The following is a 19,002-nucleotide window of genomic DNA, read 5'->3' on the forward strand; positions in this document are numbered from 1 at the left end:
CCAAACGATATGAAAAAGAAAAATATTATAAATAAATTGATTGTTGCTCCGTTGGTTATGGGCTTTATGTCCTGTACCGGCAATTATATGGATATCAACTCCAATCCTTATCAACCGGGTGATTTGACTCCGGATGATTATGCACTGGGTTCTGCCATGAGTAACTTGGCAAGTACGGTTATCTCATCAGATGTCAATACGGCACAGTTTACTGATTGTTTGTTGGGTGGACCGTTGGGAGGTTATTTTGCCGATTCAAATGCCGGCTGGTCCAATACAATATCCAATTTTAATGCTACAAATGACTGGACGCGTGTGTTCTTGATAAGTGACCGTATCATTTCAACACTTTACGGTAACTTGAGCACAGTGAAACAAGTATCGGAGAATACCAATAATCCGGTTCCTTATGCCATTGCTCAAATCATAAAGGTTGCTGCCATGAGTCGCGTGACTGATGCGTATGGTCCTATTCCTTATTCTAAAATCGGTCAGGATGGCAAGATTACCATTCCTTATGATACGCAGGAAGAAGTATATAACGCATTCTTCAAGGAACTGGACGAATCCATCGAGGTGCTGACTGAAAACAGAAATGCGGCGTTGGTTGCTTCTGCAGATTTCGTGTACAGTGGTAATGTACAGAAGTGGGTGAAGTTTGCCAATTCATTGAAACTGCGTTTGGCTATCCGTATTGCCAATGTAAGCCCTGCTAAGGCTAAAGAAATGGCTGAAAGTGCAGTGAATCACGAGTTGGGTCTGATTGAAACAAATGCAGACAATGCTACATGGAAGTATTTCGGTACAATTAGCAATCCGTTGTTTGTGGCAGTACGTTACAATGAAGAAGCTTCAGGTGGTGATACCCATCCTGCTGCCGACATCATCTGCTACATGAACGGTTACAACGACAATCGTCGTGCCAGCTATTTTGAGGAATCAAAATGGCCTGGAGAGACTTATGTAGGATTACGTCGCGGTATCAACCTCAGTAAGATGAAGGAGTATTTCATCAATTATTCACGTGTGAAGATTTCCTCTTCTGATCCCGTGCTTTGGATGAATGCGGCAGAAGTTGCTTTTTTGCGTGCTGAAGCCACTGCAATCTATGGTTTCAACATGAAAGGAACCGCTGCTGATTTTTATGAACAAGGTGTCCGTCTCTCTTTCGAACAGTGGGGAGCTACCGGTGTAGACAGCTATCTGGCTGATGAAAGCAGTGTACCTGCTCTTTACAAAGATCCCGCCGGTCTTAATACTTATGAAAAGAACCTTTCAGCCATTACTGTCAAGTGGAATGAAGGGGCATCCAAGGAAGAAAAACAGGAACGTATCATTACCCAGAAGTGGATTGCGAATTGGCCGTTAGGTAACGAAGCTTGGGCTGACTATCGCCGTACAGGCTATCCCAAACTGTTGCCTGCAACCAGTGAAGGTAACTTGAGTGGTGGAATTGTTGATAGCGAGAAAGGTGCACGCCGTATGCCTTATCCTTCTGAAGAATATACAAGTAATACTGAAAACGTGCAAGAGGCAGTAAACAGCTATCTGGGTGGACCGGACAACATGGCTACTGACGTATGGTGGGCACGCAAATAATAACAATAAATGCTGAATAATTATGAAATTATATAAGAAATCATTCAAAGGAATCGCGCTGGCAGCTTTTTCCGTATTGGCATTGTCTGCCTGCTCCGACTGGACGGATTCAGAGAGTATTAAACTGAAAGAACCCGGAATCGACGAACAGTCTCCCGAACTGTATGCCAAGTATCTGAAGAACTTGCAGGAATACAAGAATTCTGACCATAAGATTGTATACGGCTGGTTTGATAATAGTGAGAAAGTTCCTTTCAGCCGCGGGCAGCACATGTCGGATGTTCCCGACAGCCTGGACGTAATTATCGCAACTACTCCCGATTTGGCGGAATTCGAATTGGAAGATATTGCAAATGTACATGAGAAGGGAACGAAAGTATTCTATTCCATCAGCTATGACAATATCTTGAAGGAACATACCGACAAGGTGAAAGAAGGAACAGAAACATCTGCATTCTCGGCTTATCTGTCGGCTGAGCTGAACAGACTGATAGCTCTTGAAGCACCTTTCGACGGTATTGTAGCCGAGTATCGTGGTAGCAATCCTATCTACATGTCCGAAGCCGACAAGGCTGAAGCAAAGGCAAATCAGGATACTTTCTTCGGTGTGATATCCAACTGGAAGAGTGCCAATTCAGGTAAGCAACTGGTGTTCCAGGGGTATCCTGCCAACCTGATAGGCCAGTCTGTGCTCTCTTCTTGTGACCATATCATCTTGATTACAAATGATGTCACAGATGTTGCCCAACTGGGGATAGAAGCGCTTCAGGCCTTGATGGCAGACGGTGTTCCGGCTGACCGCTTCATTGTATCGGCATCTACCGTCTCTCTGGATACAACAGATAAGACTACCGGATATTACAATGCTTTGAGAGCTCTGTCGGAAGCTGCTTATTGGGTGACAGAACCGTCTGCAGAGTTTACAAAAGCCGGTCTGGCTATTGAGAACATGCAGAATGATTACTACAATGCCACCAATACCTATCAATACGTGAGAGAAGCTATCAATATTATGAATCCTGCTCCTAAAAAATAAAAGAATATCATGAAACTGAAAAGTATATATTTAGTATCGATGGCATTATTGGCAGGTGTATTTGCTGCTTGTAATGATAATGACGTTGAGAATTTCGATAATCAGGTGTATATCAACGGCTCGGCGATGACCAGCACTGTGTTGTTGAAAAACACAGTTTCCGATACGGAAGGCTCATTCCGGATTTCAATGGCTCGCCCTGAATCACAGGATATAACTATTGCCTTGAAGGCGGACCCTTCACTGGTAGCTACTTATAACGCTACCTATTATGACACAGCCGAGGCTCTGCCGGAAAACTATTATACGGTAGAAACTCCGCAGGCTACCATTTTGGCCGGTGCTGTCATTTCAGACGACATCACTGTCAGCTTCAAAAACTTGACGGAACTGGACCGTGAGAAGGTATATGTATTGCCGGTTACGGTAGACCAGGCAAGCATCGGAGTCTTGAAGAGCTCCGGTACCATGTACTACGTGCTGAAGGGTGCTGCATTGATTAATACGGTTCCTGATATTACCAAGAATCTGGTTTACGTAACTTGGACCAATCCGGATGTTGCCAATAATATGAATAAACTGACGGCAGAAGCGTTGATTCGCGTAAGCAAGTTCGACAAGATGCTGACTTCCATTATGGGTATCGAAGGTAAGTTCCTGCTCCGCATCGGTGATGCCGGAATTCCTCAAAACCAGTTGCAGGTGGCTACAAGTAGCGGCAATGTGACCGATGAGAGTCTGGTTATTCCGACAAACGAATGGACACATATCGCTGTGACCTACGATGCGGATGCAAAAACAGTTATAATCTACATCAATGGTAAGAATATGCTGGAGACTACTTTGGACTGCGGAGTCGTGAACTGGGGCCAGACCATGACCGATGAAGGTAACGGATTCTGGATTGGCCATTCATACAATCGTGACCGTTGGTTGGAAGGTAATATCTCAGAGGTGCGTATCTGGAACAAGGTGTTGACATCAGCAGAAATCAATGCAAAGGACCACTTCTACCAGGTAGAGCCGGATGCTGACGGACTGGTTTCTTACTGGAAGTTCGATGAGGGCGCCGGTACTGCCATTCACGATTATAGCGGAAATGAGAACAATGCTACTGCAGTGGAATCATTGACTTGGACTGCTGTGGAACTGCCCGCTAAATAATTTAGTTATACCTTAATTCAAATAAAAAGATATTGATTATGAAATATATGAATCATGTAAAATCAGGCTTGCTGGCAATGGCTTTTGCATGTGCAGGAATATGCTTCACCGGTTGTGAAGATGATGTTGTCATCAACACCGGCAACAGTGACAAGCTGGATACTGTGGATGGCGTGTATGGCTATGTAAAGTCTGCCGCCGGTGCACGTGAACTTACTCCGATTTCTGTTTTTGGCGACAAGGTTGCTACCGGACATCTCTATTTTGAACTGAGCAAAGCTGCAGAGCAGGATGTTACGGTGACCTTCAAAGTGGACGAAGACGTTTTGGAGGCTTACAATAAGAAGAATGGAACAAGCTATAAAATGTATCCCGCCGATAAGCTGAGCCTGGCGAACGGTGGAACTGCCACTATCAAGGCGGGCGAACAGAAGTCGGCTTCTGTGGAACTGAATATCAATGCCGGAGGCACAATCGGACAGACTTATGCTGTTGCCGTTTCTGCATCTGCCAATAACGGTGTGGAAGTTTCTACAAACAATCAGGAATATATTTACTTGGTAAAGCCTTTGGCTGCTATTCCTGGGAGTATCAGTAAGGGTGATATACTTACACATTGCTTTGTGGAAGTAAATGACGAGAACATCTTGAATATGGGTGAATATACCATGAAGAGCGACGGAAAGCCTTTCTTTGATGTAGTCAGCATTTTTGCTGCCAACATCAATGTGGATAGCAAGACCGGTCGCGTACATGTTTTCTGCAATGACCAGGTTTCCTTCTTGCTGAGAAATGCGGATAAGTTCATCCGTCCTTTGCAGGCTAAGGGCATTAAGGTGGTGATGACTATTCTTGGCAACCATGACGAGGCTGGTATGGGTAACCTTTCGGAAGCTGCTGCCAAAGACTTTGCCAAGGAACTGAAAGCCTACTTGGATATTTATGGCTTGGATGGTATTGACTTTGATGATGAGTACACCAACTACAACAACTCCAATCCCGGTCCCGGCTTCGAAACACGCTCACGTGCCAACTTCGCGCGTTTGGTTTATGAGTGCCGCCAGGTATTTGGAGACAAGCTGATCGGTGTGTATGAATATGGTTCGCTCGACTCTCCAGACGGTGAGGTAGAGGGTATGAAGGTAGGTGACATTGTGGACTATATGACCTACGGTTACTACCAGAATCAGAATCCCGAGGGAGCCTTTGGCCGTGAAGAGTCTCATTTTGAGAACCTGCCCAAATCCAAGTATGCTCCGCTGCCTTGGAAGATTAATGATGAGTTGAACGGAGGTTGGAGTGGATTTGACAAGAGCAAATTCCAGAAAGTGAAAGATGAAGGTTATGGCATTCAGATGTTCTACAATCCCAAACCGCTGGTGTATCAGTATTATACGTTGCTTTCGGAAATAAGTAAAGTACTTTTTGATGATGAAGTGGAGTGGAGCGGCAAGTACTGGAGCCGTATCGGTGAAGCTTATCAGGGCAAAATGTTGGGTTATGAAGATTTGGTCGGCGAGTGGAAGGTAACTTCCAGCAATTCTCTCTTTACCTATGTGGATGAAGAAGGCAATCCTCGCTGGTGGGATTGGAAAGGCAGTCAGGAGTTTGAGAAGAATGTAATTATAGAGAAGGATGAAGAAGGTACCGGATATGTGGTTTACAACTGGGGCACTTTCCCCGAAATCACCGGTAAGTATCCGATGCATTGCGATTACTATAACGGTGCACTGCTCATCTATCCGCAAACCATTCATGAGGGCGATGCTGAAGACCCTGCTACCTACAAGATGCATTTCGGTACTTACAGCAAGAATTTCCAGTGGAAAGCATATCCTAACTATGATGATTACTATATGGATGGTGCTATTGCTCCTAACGGTGATATGCATATCTATGGCTTGGGCAACAGATGGGCTATCAATCCCTATAAGTATGTAGGCGGTGAGATTGAGACCGACATCTTCCCCGATGTTCCTTACTTCGTGAGTGAGAACTATACGATGAAGAAGGTACGCTGATGCCGTGTTTTCCGTAAACTGAGGTTTCGGAAAACGGATGCTTGAACCTTTTCATACATGAAACAAAGGAGGGCTTTGCTCAAAGTAATAGGGCGGCCCTCCTCAAGCATTCTCATATAACAAGATTCTATTATGAAGCTATACACCTACTTATACAATAAACAATATGAAGAAAAACATGAAATCTAGTTCCATACTGTTGGGCGGACTTTTTCTGCTGGGGGCGGTTTGCAGCTGTACCCAGACGGCACCGGACTATGCGTCTTACGTCAATCCGTTCATCGGTACGGGTGGACATGGGCATACCTATCCCGGAGCGGTAGTTCCCAACGGGATGATTCAGCCCAGCCCCGACACGCGTATCTACGAGTGGGATGCCTGCTCCGGATATTACTATGCAGATACTACTATCAACGGATTTTCACATACCCACGTCAGCGGTACGGGTTGTGCCGATTACGGGGATGTGCTGCTGATGCCCACTGTAGGTCGGCAGGATTACCACTCCATGGGCTCGAAGAGCCAGCAGATGGCGTACGCCTCTGCCTTTTCCCACGAGAATGAAACAGCCGAACCGGGATATTATTCCGTATTTTTGGACCGCTACGGGGTGAAAGCCGAACTGACCTCTACCAAACGTGCGGCGATTCATCGCTATACCTTCCCGAAAGCGGAAGATGCAGGTTTTATCCTCGACCTGGATTACAGTATCCAGCGCCAGAAGAATGAACAGATGGAGCTGGAAGTAATCAGTGATACTGAAATCCGTGGACGCAAGAAGACTGTATATTGGGCTTTCGACCAGTATATCAACTTCTATGCCAAGTTCTCCAAACCATTCACCTATACGCTGGTCACGGACTCCATGGCATTGGACGAAGGCGGTCCGCTTCTGCCTACAGCTAAAGCTTTACTGCAATTCCAGACGGAGCCCAATGAGGAGGTATTGGTAAAGGTAGGTGTGTCTGCCGTGGATATGGACGGTGCCCGCAAGAATGTGGAAGCCGAAATCTCCGGATGGGATTTTGACGGTGTGCGCCGTGCTGCCCGCCAGCAGTGGAACACTTATCTTTCCAAGATTGACATCGATACGAAGGACAACGACCAGCGTACCATGTTCTACACGGCACTTTACCACACGGGTATGCAGCCCAACTTGTTTACCGATGCTGACGGACGTTACTTTGGTATGGACTTGAAGCCCCATCAAGGCAGGGTGGACGAGCCTATCTACACCATTTTCTCTTTATGGGACACTTTCCGTGCCTATCATCCGCTGATGACGATTATTGATCCTGAACTGAACGAGGCTTTCATCCGTTCGCTCATCCAGAAGTCCCGCGAGGGCGGCGTCCTGCCTATGTGGGAACTGGCCGGAAACTATACGGGTACCATGATTGGTTATCATGCAGCCTCCCTCATAGCGGATTCTTATGTAAAGGGATACCGTAACTTCGACGTGCAGGAGGCTTACAAGGCTTGCCTCCGTACGGCAGAATACGATACGACGGGTATTATCACCCATCCTTTGGTTGTGCCGCATCTGATGCCGCAGGCCAAGTACTGGAAGAACAAGATTGGCTACGTGCCTTGCGATAAAGACAATGAATCTGTGGCTAAAGCTTTGGAATATGCTTACGATGACTGGTGTATCTCCGTACTGGCAGGTGCCTTGGACGACGAAGCCAACCGCGATAAGTATGCGGCTTTTGCCGAGGGATATAAAGTTTATTTCGATCCGAGTACCCGCTTCATGCGCGGACTGGACAGTGAGGGCAACTGGCGTACGCCTTTCAACCCCCGCGCTTCCAATCACCGTAACGATGACTATTGCGAAGGTACGGCATGGCAGTGGACTTGGTTCGTTCCCCACGATGTGGACGGACTGGTGGAACTGATGGGAGGACGCGACGCCTTCATCGGCAAGTTGGATTCTCTGTTCACGGCCGATTCCAAGCTGGAAGGTGAATCGACCTCGGTGGATATTTCCGGTCTGATAGGCCAGTATGCCCACGGCAATGAGCCAAGCCATCACATTGCCCATCTCTACAACTACGTAGGCCAGCCCTGGCGTACGCAGGAGATTGTGGATGAGGTGCTGCATACGCTTTACTTCAACAACCCCGACGGACTTTCGGGCAATGAAGACTGCGGACAGATGTCTGCATGGTACATTTTGAATGCGATGGGCTTCTATCAAGTATGCCCCGGCAAGCCGGTATATTCCATCGGACGCCCGCTGTTCAACGAGGCGACCGTTCATCTGAAAGACGGCAAGTCGTTCAAGGTGATAGCCCACAACAACAGCCGCGACAACAAGTATGTGCGGAGCATTGTGCTGAACGGCAATAAGTTGGAGACTCCATTCTTCACGCATCAGGATATAGTGGACGGCGGTACGCTGGAGCTGACTATGGGCAGTGAACCGTTGAAGTGACACAGATAATATACAGAAGGGATGAGCCGAAAAAATCATAATCCTATATCGTGGGTCCCCACCGTATATTTCGCCATGGGATTGCCGTTCGTGGTGCTGAACATGGTTTCTGTGCTGATGTTCAAGGGGATGGGTATCGGTGACGCGCAGATTGCTCTGTGGACGTCGCTCATCATGATGCCCTGGACGCTGAAGTTCCTTTGGAGTCCGTTCCTTGAAATGTTCAAGACGAAGAAGTTTTTCGTGGTACTGACGCAGATGGTTACCGGAGCAGGTTTTGCTCTGGTGGCTTTGGCGTTGCAGTTACCGTTCTTTTTTGCGATATGCATTGCGCTGCTGGCAGTGATTGCTTTCAGCGGAGCCACGCACGATGTGGCTACGGATGGTGTCTACATGTCGGAACTGAACAAGCAGGACCAGGCCAAGTATATCGGTTGGCAGGGAGCCTTCTACAATATAGCGAAGATTGTGGCGTCCGGCGGGTTGGTCTGGCTGGCAGGTGCCTTGCTGGTAGGTTTCGGTGGGGTGGAGGGGGCCACAGAGGCAGTCCGCCACGAGGCTACCCGGCATGCATGGATGACGGTGATGCTGATATTGGCGGCGGTGATGCTGCTGCTTGGCTTCTACCACATGCGCATGCTGCCATCGGGCGGTGCTGCCGCATCCGGCGCCAAGTCGGCAAGAGAGACGTGGGAGCAGTTGGTGGCGGTAATCAAGGATTTCTTCTTGAAGAAGCACATCTGGTACTATATAGCGTTCATTATCCTTTATCGCCTTGCCGAGGGTTTTGTCATGAAGATTGTCCCTCTTTTCTTGAAGGCGGAGCGTTCGGCAGGTGGCTTGGGACTGAATGAGCAGCAGATAGGTTTGTACTACGGCACTTATGGGGCGGCCGCCTTTGTGCTGGGGTCACTGTTGGCAGGCTATTACATTTCGCACCGGGGATTGCGGCGGACGCTGTTCTCTCTGTGCTGCATCTTCAATCTGCCTTTTGTGGCGTATACCCTGCTTGCCATGTACCAGCCGGAAAGCGGGTTGCTGATAGGTAGTGCCATCGTGCTCGAGTACTTCGGTTATGGTTTTGGTTTTGTGGGACTGACTTTGTTCATGATGCAGCAGGTGGCGCCGGGAAAGCACCAGATGGCACATTATGCCTTTGCTTCGGGCATCATGAATCTGGGTGTGATGTTGCCGGGCACAATCAGCGGTTTTGTCAGCGACTGGTTGGGGTACGAGGCGTTCTTTACCTTCACGCTGTTTGCCACCATTCCGGCGTTCCTCATTACGTACTTCATACCATTTACGTATGCCGATGAGAAGAAACAACAATAACCAATTAATAATATAGAGCAATTATGAGCAACAAAATCACAATGCCTTGGGAAGAACGGCCGGCAGGCTGTAAGGATGTAATGTGGCGTTATTCGGAGAATCCCGTAATAGACCGCTACCATATTCCGTCGTCGAACAGCATTTTCAACAGTGCGGTGGTTCCGTTTAAGGATGGTTATGCCGGTGTGTTCCGTTGTGACAACCGGGCGGTGCAGATGAATATCTTTGCCGGTTTCAGCAAGGACGGCATCCACTGGGAAATAGAGCATGAGCCAATCAAGTTCAAGGCCGGGAATACGGACATGATAGAGTCCGAATATAAATACGATCCGCGCGTGACATGGATTGAGGACCGCTACTGGATTACGTGGTGCAACGGCTACTACGGCCCCACCATCGGCATCGGCTATACTTTCGATTTCAAGGAGTTCTTCCAGTGCGAGAATGCTTTCTTGCCTTTCAACCGCAACGGTGTGTTGTTGCCTCAGAAGTTCGATGGCAAATATGCGCTCTTGAGCCGTCCCAGCGATAGCGGACATACTCCTTTTGGCGACATCTACATTAGCTTCAGCCCTGACATGAAATTCTGGGGCGAACACCGCCATGTGATGGCTCCTACGCCTTTCCCCGAAAGTGCCTGGCAGTGTACCAAGATAGGGGCAGGTTCGGTACCGTTCCTCACGGACGAGGGTTGGCTGATGTTCTATCATGGCGTGATAACCACTTGTAACGGTTTCCGTTACTCCATGGGAGCAGCTATTCTGGATAAGGACAATCCTGCCAAGTTGCTCTACCGCACCCGTGAGTATCTGCTTGCGCCTGCTGCTCCTTATGAGTTGCAAGGTGATGTTCCCAACGTGGTGTTCCCTTGCGCAGCGTTGCAAGATGGAGAACGTGTAGCTGTATACTACGGTGCAGCCGATACGGTAGTGGGGCTTGCCTTTGGGTATATCCGCGAGATTCTGGAGTTCACGAAGCGCACAAGTATTTTGTAAGTACCAAGCAGTTGGCAGGCGCTCGGTATTGCTGAAAAGCGCCTGCCGTAACTGCCTTATACTTAGTGTAATATCACTGCAAAGATACTGCATGCTTTTTGCAGTGCTACTGCAAAGCCGTTGCAGCGCCACTGCAAAGCTGATGCAGCGTCACTGCAAAACTGTTGCAGTGCTACTGCAAAGTAGTTTGCAGTGTCACTGCAGACCGTTTGCAATAACTTTGCAGAGTGCATGCAATGACACCGGCATGGGTAGCGTGCTCACTAACTAATAAAGAACAAATCCTTACTATATTATGAAACGACTGATTACTTTCTGTATCATCTCCTTTGGAATGCTCACGGCATCTATGGCTGCGGAGAAGCATCCTGCGGACTATGTGAATCCTTTTGTCGGTACCACCAACTTCGGTACCACGAATCCGGGAGCCGTCTGTCCCAATGGAATGATGTCCGTAGTGCCCTTCAACGTGATGGGTTCGGAGGACAACAAATACGATAAAGATGCCCGCTGGTGGTCTACTCCCTATGAGTATCACAATTGTTTCTTTACCGGATACTCGCATGTCAATTTGAGCGGTGTGGGCTGTCCGGAATTGGGTTCTCTGCTGCTGATGCCCACTACGGGAGAGCTGTCCGTAGATTATAAGGAATATGGAAGCCGCTATAAGGACGAGCAGGCATCCCCCGGATATTACAGCAACTTCCTGACCCGCTACAATGTGAAGACGGAAGTGACGGCAACTCCTCGCACGGGTGTGGCGCGTTTCACCTTTCCTGCCGGGCAGAGCCATGTGCTGCTGAACCTGGGCGAAGGCCTGACCAATGAATCGGGAGCTTTTCTGCGCCAGACGGGTAAATGCGAGTTTGAAGGTATGAAGCTGCTGGGTACTTTCTGCTACAACCCACAAGCCGTTTTTCCCATCTACTTTGTGATGCGTGTCAACAAGCAGCCCGCCGCTTCGGGCTACTGGAAGAAGCAGCGCCCCATGACCGGTGTAGAGGCCGAATGGGACCCCGATAACGGACGCTACAAACTTTACACCCGCTACCAGAAGGAACTGGCGGGAGATGATATCGGCGCCTATCTTACATTCGATACCGAAGAAGGCGAGCAGGTGGAAGTACAGATGGGAGTCTCTTTTGTGAGCATGGAGAATGCCCGCCTCAATCTGGATACCGAGCAGCAGGGAAAGAACTTCGGTCAAGTGCTGGAAGAAGCTCGTCGCCGCTGGAACGATGACCTTTCGCGCATCCTTGTGGAAGGAGGTACGGAAGAACAGAAAACCGTTTTTTATACGGCACTCTATCATACGCTGATACATCCCAATATCCTGCAAGATGTGAACGGGGAATATCCCGCTATGGAGAGTGATAAGATTTTGACTACCCAAGGCGACCGTTATACCGTCTTTTCTTTGTGGGACACTTACCGCAATGTGCACCAGCTTCTTACGCTGGTATATCCCGAACGACAATTGCAGATGGTGCGTTCCATGCTCGACATGTACCGCGAACACGGCTGGCTTCCCAAATGGGAACTCTACGGACGTGAGACGCTGACCATGGAAGGTGACCCTTCCATTCCCGTCATCGTCGACACCTGGCTGAAAGGTCTGCGCGACTTTGATATAGAACTGGCCTACGAAGCCATGCGCAAGGGAGCCACCCTGCCGGGAGCGGAGAATCTGCTCCGACCGGACAATGACGACTACGTGTCATTGGGATATGTGCCCCTGCGGGAGCAGTATGACAATTCCGTTTCGCATGCCCTGGAATACTATATTGCCGACAATGCTTTGTCGCGCATAGCCGCTGCGCTTGGCAAGAAGGAGGATGCCCGTCTGTTCCACGAACGTTCGCTGGGCTACAAGCATTATTACTGTAAGGAGTACGGTACTTTCCGTCCTATCCTGCCTAACGGTGAATTCTATGCTCCTTTCGACCCGAGGCAGGGAGAGAACTTTGAGCCGAACCCCGGATTTCACGAAGGTTGTGCCTGGAACTATACTTTCTATGTTCCCCACGATGTGAAAGGGCTTGCCCGGCTCATGGGTGGAAAGAAGCCGTTCGTAGACAAGCTTCAGCGTGTGTTCGACGAAGGACTGTACGACCCTGCCAACGAACCGGACATTGCATACGCCCATCTTTTTTCTTATTTCAAGGGTGAGGAGTGGCGCACGCAGAAAGAGCTGCACCGCCTTTTGCAGAAGTATTTCAAGAATGCCCCCGACGGAATTCCCGGCAATGATGATACCGGAACGATGTCCGCTTGGGCTATCTTCAATATGATGGGCTTTTATCCGGATTGTCCCGGAGAACCGGCTTATACGCTGTCTACTCCGGTATTTGATAAGGTGACCATAAAGCTCGACCCTAAGTATTGGGGACGCGACCAACTGGTGATAGAGACGGAACGCCCGTCGGCAGAGTCGCTTTATATCCGTGAAATGGAACTGGGAGGAAAAAAACTGTCCCGATATCGTATCACTCATGAAGAACTGGTGCAGAGTGGAAAACTGCGATTTAGGCTTCGATAGGTATTGTGAGTCAGGATAGCATCGGTGATGGTTTAGGTTGCCCGTCGTTGACAGAGTTCATGTCAGTGGCGGGCTTTTCTATGCAGGTTGGCTTCCGGCAGGCTGATAGGGTATTTCGAACCAGAATTCGGAACCTTTCCCCGGAATAGAGCTGACGCCCACTTTTCCGTTCATTTTCTCGGCAATCATGGTGCAGATGGAGAGTCCGAGACCCGTGCCTTGTTTAAAACTGTTTAGCTTGACAAAGCGTTCGAATACATCCTTTTGCTTTTCAGGAGGAATGCCGCAACCGGTATCACGGACAAAGAAGCGAATCCTGTCTTCTTGCGGCAGGTGATAACCAATGTCGATGAAACCTTCTTCCGTATGCTTGAGGGCGTTTGACAGATAGTTGTTCAGTACTTGTCTTACCCGTTTGGGGACTGTGTGAATAATACAGTAATCCGCACCGGGCAGGAGACGTATACTGACTTCGGACGGAAGTTTCAGTTTTGCCATCGTCTGCATTTCATCAAGCGTCTTGTTTACATCCATATCTCCTTCTGTGAATTCGAGAATGCCAGCTTCGATGCGTGACAGGTCGAGAATATCATTAATCAGTTGCAGCAGCAGTTGGGTGTTTTCTTCGATGATATGTATGTATTCCTTTGTATCTTCGTCTTGTATATAATCGGAAAGTATGGAGGAGAATCCGACGATGGCGTTTAGCGGAGTACGTATCTCGTGGCTCATGTTGGCGAGAAAAGCCGATTTCAGGCGGTTGGCTTCTTCTGCTTTCTCTTTGGCTGCCAGCAGTTCGGTGATGTCCAGTGCAGAACTGACAATCCACCTCTCTTTCCCTTTGTTGTAGGACACCAGCGTTTTGTGAAACGACAGAATATACTCTCTGCCTTTGGGATTGACAAAGTGTTTGATGTAGGACTGGGGAGTTTCCGACTCTTCAACTTCTTTATCTGTCTCTTGGATGAAATTATCTTGCATTAGGGGTTTGAACTCCTCTTCATAGTGTCCCACAATATCCTCAGCGGGGACTTCCATCATCTCTGCCGCTTTTTTGTTCCATATCAGGTAGCGTCCTTCATCGTTTTTGTCTTTTACTGTCGTGGCGATGGGAAGGTTCTCCAGAATACTTTCAAGGAAGAAACGGTATTTTTCGTTTTCCCGGCGTTGGACTTCATCTTCCGTAATGTCGCGTATGAAGGCTATGACATAATTTCTGTTGAGGTAGACCATGCGCACTGCGATATATAGTTTCTCACCACTTTCTATTCTTATCTTTAGGGTCAGGCTGTCCGAAGTGCGGGTATTCAGTACGCGTAACAGCGACGTCATGTATTTCCGGCATTCATCGGCATCTGTCACTAAATTATTGATATTTAGAACTCCCGGATTCAGGAACGGAAGTCTGTTTGCCTTTTCGGTAGGTGTATTAAGTAGTTTTACGACAATACCTTGTCTGTTCAGCAGATATACTGGAATGTCTATTGCCCGGATAATCTGTCTGTTCAGACTTTTGTATTTATGATTTATCCAGTATAGAAAGCTTGCAGATGTAACGGCAATTAACAGAAATAACTGTACTTCTCCAAATAATGTAAGATGCATACGCGGTGTCTTTCATTTCGTCTGTCCCCATTGACGAAGGTTATTATATAAAAAGCGCGAGGACTGTTATTGCCTATCTGCATTCGAGGCTCTGGAAAATGCCCACGTCATAAATAGACAACAGTCCCCACGCCTAAGTATATAATAACATAGACGTGAAGAAACTGTTGCTATCATCCCATGACGTTTATTGAATTTTCCAGATTCCGAATAGGCAGGGATAATAACTTTCGCTTCTTGCGTTCTTATCGAATCAAGTCAAAAATGGCCGTTATCACTATAACTGCCAAGACTTTGGTGCAAAAGTAGTATATTTTTTTTGGATGTACGATATGATGAGGAGAATAAAGTGTATATGCAAACAAAGCGTGATGGTATTTGACCGTCACGCTTTGTATAGCTTGCCATTAAAAGTTGTTAGAGAGAATTGTTAGAGGATTTATTTCATGGCTTCTATCGTATATCCTTGTTGTTTCAGAAGGTTCAACACTCCATTGTCTCCGGGCAGGTGTCCGGCGCCGACTACGAAAAGGGTAGGGGCTTCTGTCATGATAGCAGGCATCTTTTCAACCCATGCCTTGTTGCGGTTGTCCAGCATGGCTTCCATCTCTCCAGGCAGCGGGTCGCATGAATTGCCGTCGCGCTCTTCCATCAGTTGCAGCATGGCATCCAGGTCCTGCTTTTCATAAGCGGCAATCAGGCGCTTGCTTTGCTCGATACCTTTCTCGATGTCACTGATAGCGCAGTAGAGGAGGTTTGCCTGGCGTTGCAGCGTCTGGCTGTTGAACAGAATGTCTATTTGTGACTGGGCTGTTTCCAGACCGCCAACTTTCTTGCCTTGCTGTCCGGCCTGCTGCTGGAAGTAAGTGTCGAGCTGTTCTTGCGGGTTGAAGCCCGGAGTGTGTTTCATGTAGAGCAGGACGACAAGCTGCTGGTTGATGGCAGCCGGTTTCAGTTGAGCAAGCATGGCGATGTCTACCATCATATTCTCTTTTACAACTTTACCCACTTCTTCGTATTGCTCGGGAGTAAAGAGGTTTTGCAGCGTGGTGTCTTTGGGCATCATCATCTGCTGTTGCATGCTTTGCATGAAGGCGGGAGTCGCCATTTCGCTCATCACGACCTCACCGTAGACTTGGGTGGTTTCGTTCATGGCCTGCGGCATGGCGGCGATGCTGTCCTTGATGCTGAGTGGAGAGAGATGGTAAGTACCGAAAATATAGGATGGTTTCTCTAATCCTTTACCGGATACTTTCCATAAAAGTTGTGCATTGGCACTCAGCGCAATGCTGATGAATAAGAGGATGCCTAAAAGTTTCTTCATTGCTTTCTTCTTTTAATTGTTTCTGGACTATCAGTCGGGAAAGAGTAAAGAAAATCACAAGAAGGGGAAAAATTAGTATCATTTTATTCTTCCTCCGCAGAGCCAGTGTTGGGTGTAATATTTTTCCCGGAGGTTGCTGACTATGACTCCCTGGCTGGTACTGGCATGGATAAACTTGCCGTCCTTGAGGTAAATACCCACATGGGCTACTTTTTTGCGGGAAGCACGGCTGGTGAAGAACACCAAATCTCCCTCACGCAAGTTGCGGCGGGAGATTTTGCTGCTCTCTTTCAGTTGCCCGTCTGTGCTTCTCGACAGACGGGTGTGGTAAACTTTCTTATACAGTTGCGATACCAGTCCGGAGCAGTCCGTTCCACGCTTGCTGTCACCGCCTGCACGATAGGGGGTGCCTATCCATTCGGAGGCATGGATGTACAGCTTGTGGTTGTCCTGCAGTTCAATATCCACTCCCAAACGGACGGATGCCTGCGCCAGGGCTTTGTAGTCCAGGCGTGGCGCGGAAGTATGGCAGGAACTTAGACCTATCAATATGATGGTAAGAGCTACTATATAAGAAAGATATTTTTTCATGCTTCCGAATTTTTTTCTTCTACCGTTTTATCTTCTTTTTCCGTTATTTCTTCTACGGCTGCTTCTACTACCGTTTCTTCTACCACGGCTTCTTCCTCCACACCGACGTTGAAGTAAGCTTCCAATTCCTGCTCGGCAGAGTTGTTCTCATTTCGTATATCGCGGATAATAACACCGTTTTCTAACAATGCAATACGTGGACAAACGTCCACTGTGTGATTCAGGTTATGGCTGGAAATGATGACGGTGGCTCCGTGCTCTTCATTGTATCTTTTCAGCAAGTGTTTGATTACAGACTGTGAACTGGGGTCAAGGAAGTTGAACGGTTCATCCAGAATCAACAGTTGCGGGTGATGTAGCATAGCGGAGATGATGCCGATTTTCTGCTTGTTTCCGGCAGAATAGTTGCGGATGAATTTTTTTTGCCCCATCACTTCGCCGTTCATGAAGCGTTCGAAGGGAAGCAGGCGTTCGTCTACCTCCTCTTTCTTCAGACCGTACATCTTACCGATGAAGTAGAAGTATTCTTCGGGGGTGAGGTAGTCTATCAGGAAACCGTCGTCTATAAAGGCTCCCGTGAAGTTCTTCCAGTCCTCGCTTTTGCTGACGTCAATGTCATTGATGGTTACATTGCCCCGGTCTGCCTGCAGTAAGTCAAGAATAAGCCGGAAGAGGGTGGTCTTGCCTGCACCGTTGTTGCCTACCAGTCCCAGCATATCGCCTTGCCCGATGGTGTAGTTCTCTATATCTACGGCTTTTTTTGTGCCGAAATTCTTTTGTAAATTGTTGATGCGTATCATGTTAGTGGTTGATGTTTAATGATTTCTATTTCTGTCTACTGTCCCTGAAGCCTTCCATATTCTTGTAGCGGCGTTTCATGAGTCGGTGATATACATTCATCAGCCAGAATTTGGAAGTGGCGATGAATGCCACGCCGATGCCGATAAGTATCCAGGGGGTGACCTCTTTGCCAAAGATGGCATTCAGTGCAAAAAGCAGCAGTAAAGGTATGCCGAAAGCACCTCCTGAAATCAGATTCTGCAGACCGGTGCCTATATTCTGCCGGCTGGTCATCTTTGAATTCAGGTCGGTAGTCTTGTTGTTGTAGACTGCCAGTTGGAACAGACAGCAGTATACGGCTCCCGGAATGAATATCAGCCATGCAATGCAACCGAGTACGGATACCTTCCCGGTAACCATACCGGGAATCATCAGAATCGTAGGAATGAGCAATGCAATGCTGTACAGTATGTATTTGGCACGCAGCAGCGAGTAGATAGATTCCTTGCGGCTCATCAGTCCGTCAATGTAATTGCCTTCGTAACCCATCAGTGTGCTGAGGAACATGATGCCGAAGATAATGTAATTATAAAGGACGAAGAAATCTCTCAGACCTCCGTCATACACATCGGAAAAGCTAATGATACTACTGAACATTATCACTACACCGGTGATGGAATAGAGCGAACGCTTACAAATCTTGTTGCGTAGCAATAACTTGAGTTCCAGTCTCATGTATTCGCCTATTTCGCCGTAGCGGTCGAGGAATTTGTATTCGGATACATGTTTTATCCGTGTATCTTCCACTTTGTTCAGTTCATTGTAGATGAGTTTCTGCATCAGGGTGCGGTTGATGAACCACATGAGGGCGATGGCAGCCAGTACACCGATGAATGACAGTATATTGCCGGTGATGAACCCTTCTCCCAGATTGACAAAACAGTCGAAAAGCGGACTGTTGTCCGGAATGAATAGTGCGGCGGCAATGCCACCATATACTACTACCGGTAGTGCCAGCCACCAGATGCGCTCACCCATCAGTGTGCGGCACAACAAGAACCAGTAGTTATTGAATACCATCAGCAGCCAGATGCCAATGCAATAGGTCAGCACACCACTGATTCCATAGAATTTGGTGACGGTGATGATGGAAAACGGAACAAACAGAAACAGCCAGAACAGATTGAAGCCATCCAGTCCGGAACGGATCAGCAGGAAGTCGATAAGACGGTTCCGCTTGATGGGAAGCAGCAGGTAGGGCTTCACTTCCTGGGTGGGTGTTTTTTGGAAAGGCAGGCGTATCAGGAAATCCAGCACAAGGACAAATATCAATCCGGAATTCATTACGTGATAGGCTTCTGTGGCACCGCCGTCAAAGGCGAATGCAAAGGTCGTACCGAAGAATATCAGGTAACCGGCCCAGAAGACAAACATGAAGTACATCCAGAATTTTCCGAATTTACTTTTTTCGTACATCGGATTTCGTTTTTCTGCCAGTTTTCCGTGCTTGCGCAAATCTAAGAAAAGACTCATAGTATTTGTATATATAGAGTTTGTATAAAAAAAGCTGCGCTGCCTT

Annotated in this window: 13 protein-coding genes; 8 read left to right on the top strand and 5 right to left on the bottom strand. The window is 47.9% G+C overall.

Translation table 11 applies throughout. From position 1 onward, the window contains the following. The first annotated feature begins 9 nt into the window (after positions 1 to 9). From DW039_RS03925 to DW039_RS03960, 8 genes are all read left to right on the top strand, one after another. On the top strand, positions 10 to 1,599 hold the full coding sequence (locus tag DW039_RS03925; protein ID WP_005828876.1) for a RagB/SusD family nutrient uptake outer membrane protein: 1,590 nt from the start codon (positions 10 to 12) through the stop codon (positions 1,597 to 1,599). A gap of 22 nt (positions 1,600 to 1,621) precedes the next feature. Next, the gene (locus tag DW039_RS03930) at positions 1,622 to 2,635 is read left to right on the top strand and encodes a glycoside hydrolase family 18 (RefSeq protein WP_005835485.1); all 1,014 of its coding nucleotides are present in this window, start codon (positions 1,622 to 1,624) and stop codon (positions 2,633 to 2,635) included. Between the two features lie 9 nt (positions 2,636 to 2,644). Then, positions 2,645 to 3,799, top strand: a complete 1,155-nt coding sequence (locus DW039_RS03935) for a DUF1735 and LamG domain-containing protein (RefSeq protein ID WP_005828870.1) — start codon at positions 2,645 to 2,647, stop codon at positions 3,797 to 3,799. Positions 3,800 to 3,837: 38 nt separating this feature from the next. Further along, a complete protein-coding gene (locus DW039_RS03940; RefSeq protein ID WP_120381715.1) occupies positions 3,838 to 5,820 on the top strand; it encodes a BT_3987 domain-containing protein in 1,983 nt (660 codons plus the stop codon). A gap of 166 nt (positions 5,821 to 5,986) precedes the next feature. Beyond that, positions 5,987 to 8,257, top strand: a complete 2,271-nt coding sequence (locus DW039_RS03945) for a GH92 family glycosyl hydrolase (RefSeq protein WP_005828868.1) — start codon at positions 5,987 to 5,989, stop codon at positions 8,255 to 8,257. A 21-nt stretch (positions 8,258 to 8,278) separates the two neighbouring features. Next, complete coding sequence (locus DW039_RS03950; RefSeq protein ID WP_005835491.1) at positions 8,279 to 9,589, top strand: MFS transporter; 1,311 nt, start codon at positions 8,279 to 8,281, stop codon at positions 9,587 to 9,589. A 23-nt stretch (positions 9,590 to 9,612) separates the two neighbouring features. Beyond that, positions 9,613 to 10,584 carry a glycoside hydrolase family 130 protein gene (locus DW039_RS03955; protein ID WP_005828866.1) on the top strand — a complete coding sequence of 324 codons (972 nt, stop codon included), beginning with the start codon at positions 9,613 to 9,615 and terminating at the stop codon, positions 10,582 to 10,584. Positions 10,585 to 10,879: 295 nt separating this feature from the next. Next, complete coding sequence (locus tag DW039_RS03960; protein ID WP_087332990.1) at positions 10,880 to 13,123, top strand: GH92 family glycosyl hydrolase; 2,244 nt, start codon at positions 10,880 to 10,882, stop codon at positions 13,121 to 13,123. Positions 13,124 to 13,201: 78 nt separating this feature from the next. Here DW039_RS03960 and DW039_RS03965 read toward each other — a convergent pair whose 3' ends face one another. The 5 genes from DW039_RS03965 to DW039_RS03985 all read right to left on the bottom strand — a co-directional run bounded on the left by DW039_RS03965 (position 13,202) and on the right by DW039_RS03985 (position 18,956). Beyond that, positions 13,202 to 14,728 (bottom strand): ATP-binding protein, encoded by a 1,527-nt coding sequence (locus DW039_RS03965; protein ID WP_120381716.1) that lies wholly within the window; start codon positions 14,726 to 14,728, stop codon positions 13,202 to 13,204. 439 nt (positions 14,729 to 15,167) lie between these two features. Further along, entirely contained in the window at positions 15,168 to 16,052 is an 885-nt protein-coding gene (locus DW039_RS03970; protein ID WP_005835496.1) for a TraB/GumN family protein, read from the bottom strand. 78 nt (positions 16,053 to 16,130) lie between these two features. Continuing rightward, positions 16,131 to 16,643 (bottom strand): C40 family peptidase, encoded by a 513-nt coding sequence (locus DW039_RS03975; protein ID WP_005828855.1) that lies wholly within the window; start codon positions 16,641 to 16,643, stop codon positions 16,131 to 16,133. Further along, positions 16,640 to 17,443, bottom strand: coding sequence for an ABC transporter ATP-binding protein (locus DW039_RS03980; RefSeq protein ID WP_005828854.1), 804 nt, complete (start codon positions 17,441 to 17,443; stop codon positions 16,640 to 16,642). Before DW039_RS03980 ends, DW039_RS03975 begins: the two co-directional genes overlap by 4 nt. A 25-nt stretch (positions 17,444 to 17,468) precedes the next feature. Continuing rightward, the gene (locus tag DW039_RS03985) at positions 17,469 to 18,956 is read right to left on the bottom strand and encodes a DUF5687 family protein (RefSeq protein ID WP_005835497.1); all 1,488 of its coding nucleotides are present in this window, start codon (positions 18,954 to 18,956) and stop codon (positions 17,469 to 17,471) included. Positions 18,957 to 19,002 lie beyond the last annotated feature (46 nt).

It is taken from the genome of Bacteroides sp. AF39-16AC (assembly GCF_003602735.1).
Taxonomy (GTDB): domain Bacteria; phylum Bacteroidota; class Bacteroidia; order Bacteroidales; family Bacteroidaceae; genus Bacteroides; species Bacteroides uniformis.

What these genes read in the sequence shown, in the direction of transcription:
- DW039_RS03925 (WP_005828876.1), top strand. Translation starts at nt 10, where the DNA reads ATGAAAAAGAAAAATATTATAAATAAATTGATTGTTGCTCCGTTGGTT.
- DW039_RS03930 (WP_005835485.1), top strand. Translation starts at nt 1,622, where the DNA reads ATGAAATTATATAAGAAATCATTCAAAGGAATCGCGCTGGCAGCTTTT.
- DW039_RS03935 (WP_005828870.1), top strand. Translation starts at nt 2,645, where the DNA reads ATGAAACTGAAAAGTATATATTTAGTATCGATGGCATTATTGGCAGGT.
- DW039_RS03940 (WP_120381715.1), top strand. Translation starts at nt 3,838, where the DNA reads ATGAAATATATGAATCATGTAAAATCAGGCTTGCTGGCAATGGCTTTT.
- DW039_RS03945 (WP_005828868.1), top strand. Translation starts at nt 5,987, where the DNA reads ATGAAGAAAAACATGAAATCTAGTTCCATACTGTTGGGCGGACTTTTT.
- DW039_RS03950 (WP_005835491.1), top strand. Translation starts at nt 8,279, where the DNA reads ATGAGCCGAAAAAATCATAATCCTATATCGTGGGTCCCCACCGTATAT.
- DW039_RS03955 (WP_005828866.1), top strand. Translation starts at nt 9,613, where the DNA reads ATGAGCAACAAAATCACAATGCCTTGGGAAGAACGGCCGGCAGGCTGT.
- DW039_RS03960 (WP_087332990.1), top strand. Translation starts at nt 10,880, where the DNA reads ATGAAACGACTGATTACTTTCTGTATCATCTCCTTTGGAATGCTCACG.
- DW039_RS03965 (WP_120381716.1), bottom strand. Translation starts at nt 14,728, where the DNA reads ATGCATCTTACATTATTTGGAGAAGTACAGTTATTTCTGTTAATTGCC.
- DW039_RS03970 (WP_005835496.1), bottom strand. Translation starts at nt 16,052, where the DNA reads ATGAAGAAACTTTTAGGCATCCTCTTATTCATCAGCATTGCGCTGAGT.
- DW039_RS03975 (WP_005828855.1), bottom strand. Translation starts at nt 16,643, where the DNA reads ATGAAAAAATATCTTTCTTATATAGTAGCTCTTACCATCATATTGATA.
- DW039_RS03980 (WP_005828854.1), bottom strand. Translation starts at nt 17,443, where the DNA reads ATGATACGCATCAACAATTTACAAAAGAATTTCGGCACAAAAAAAGCC.
- DW039_RS03985 (WP_005835497.1), bottom strand. Translation starts at nt 18,956, where the DNA reads ATGAGTCTTTTCTTAGATTTGCGCAAGCACGGAAAACTGGCAGAAAAA.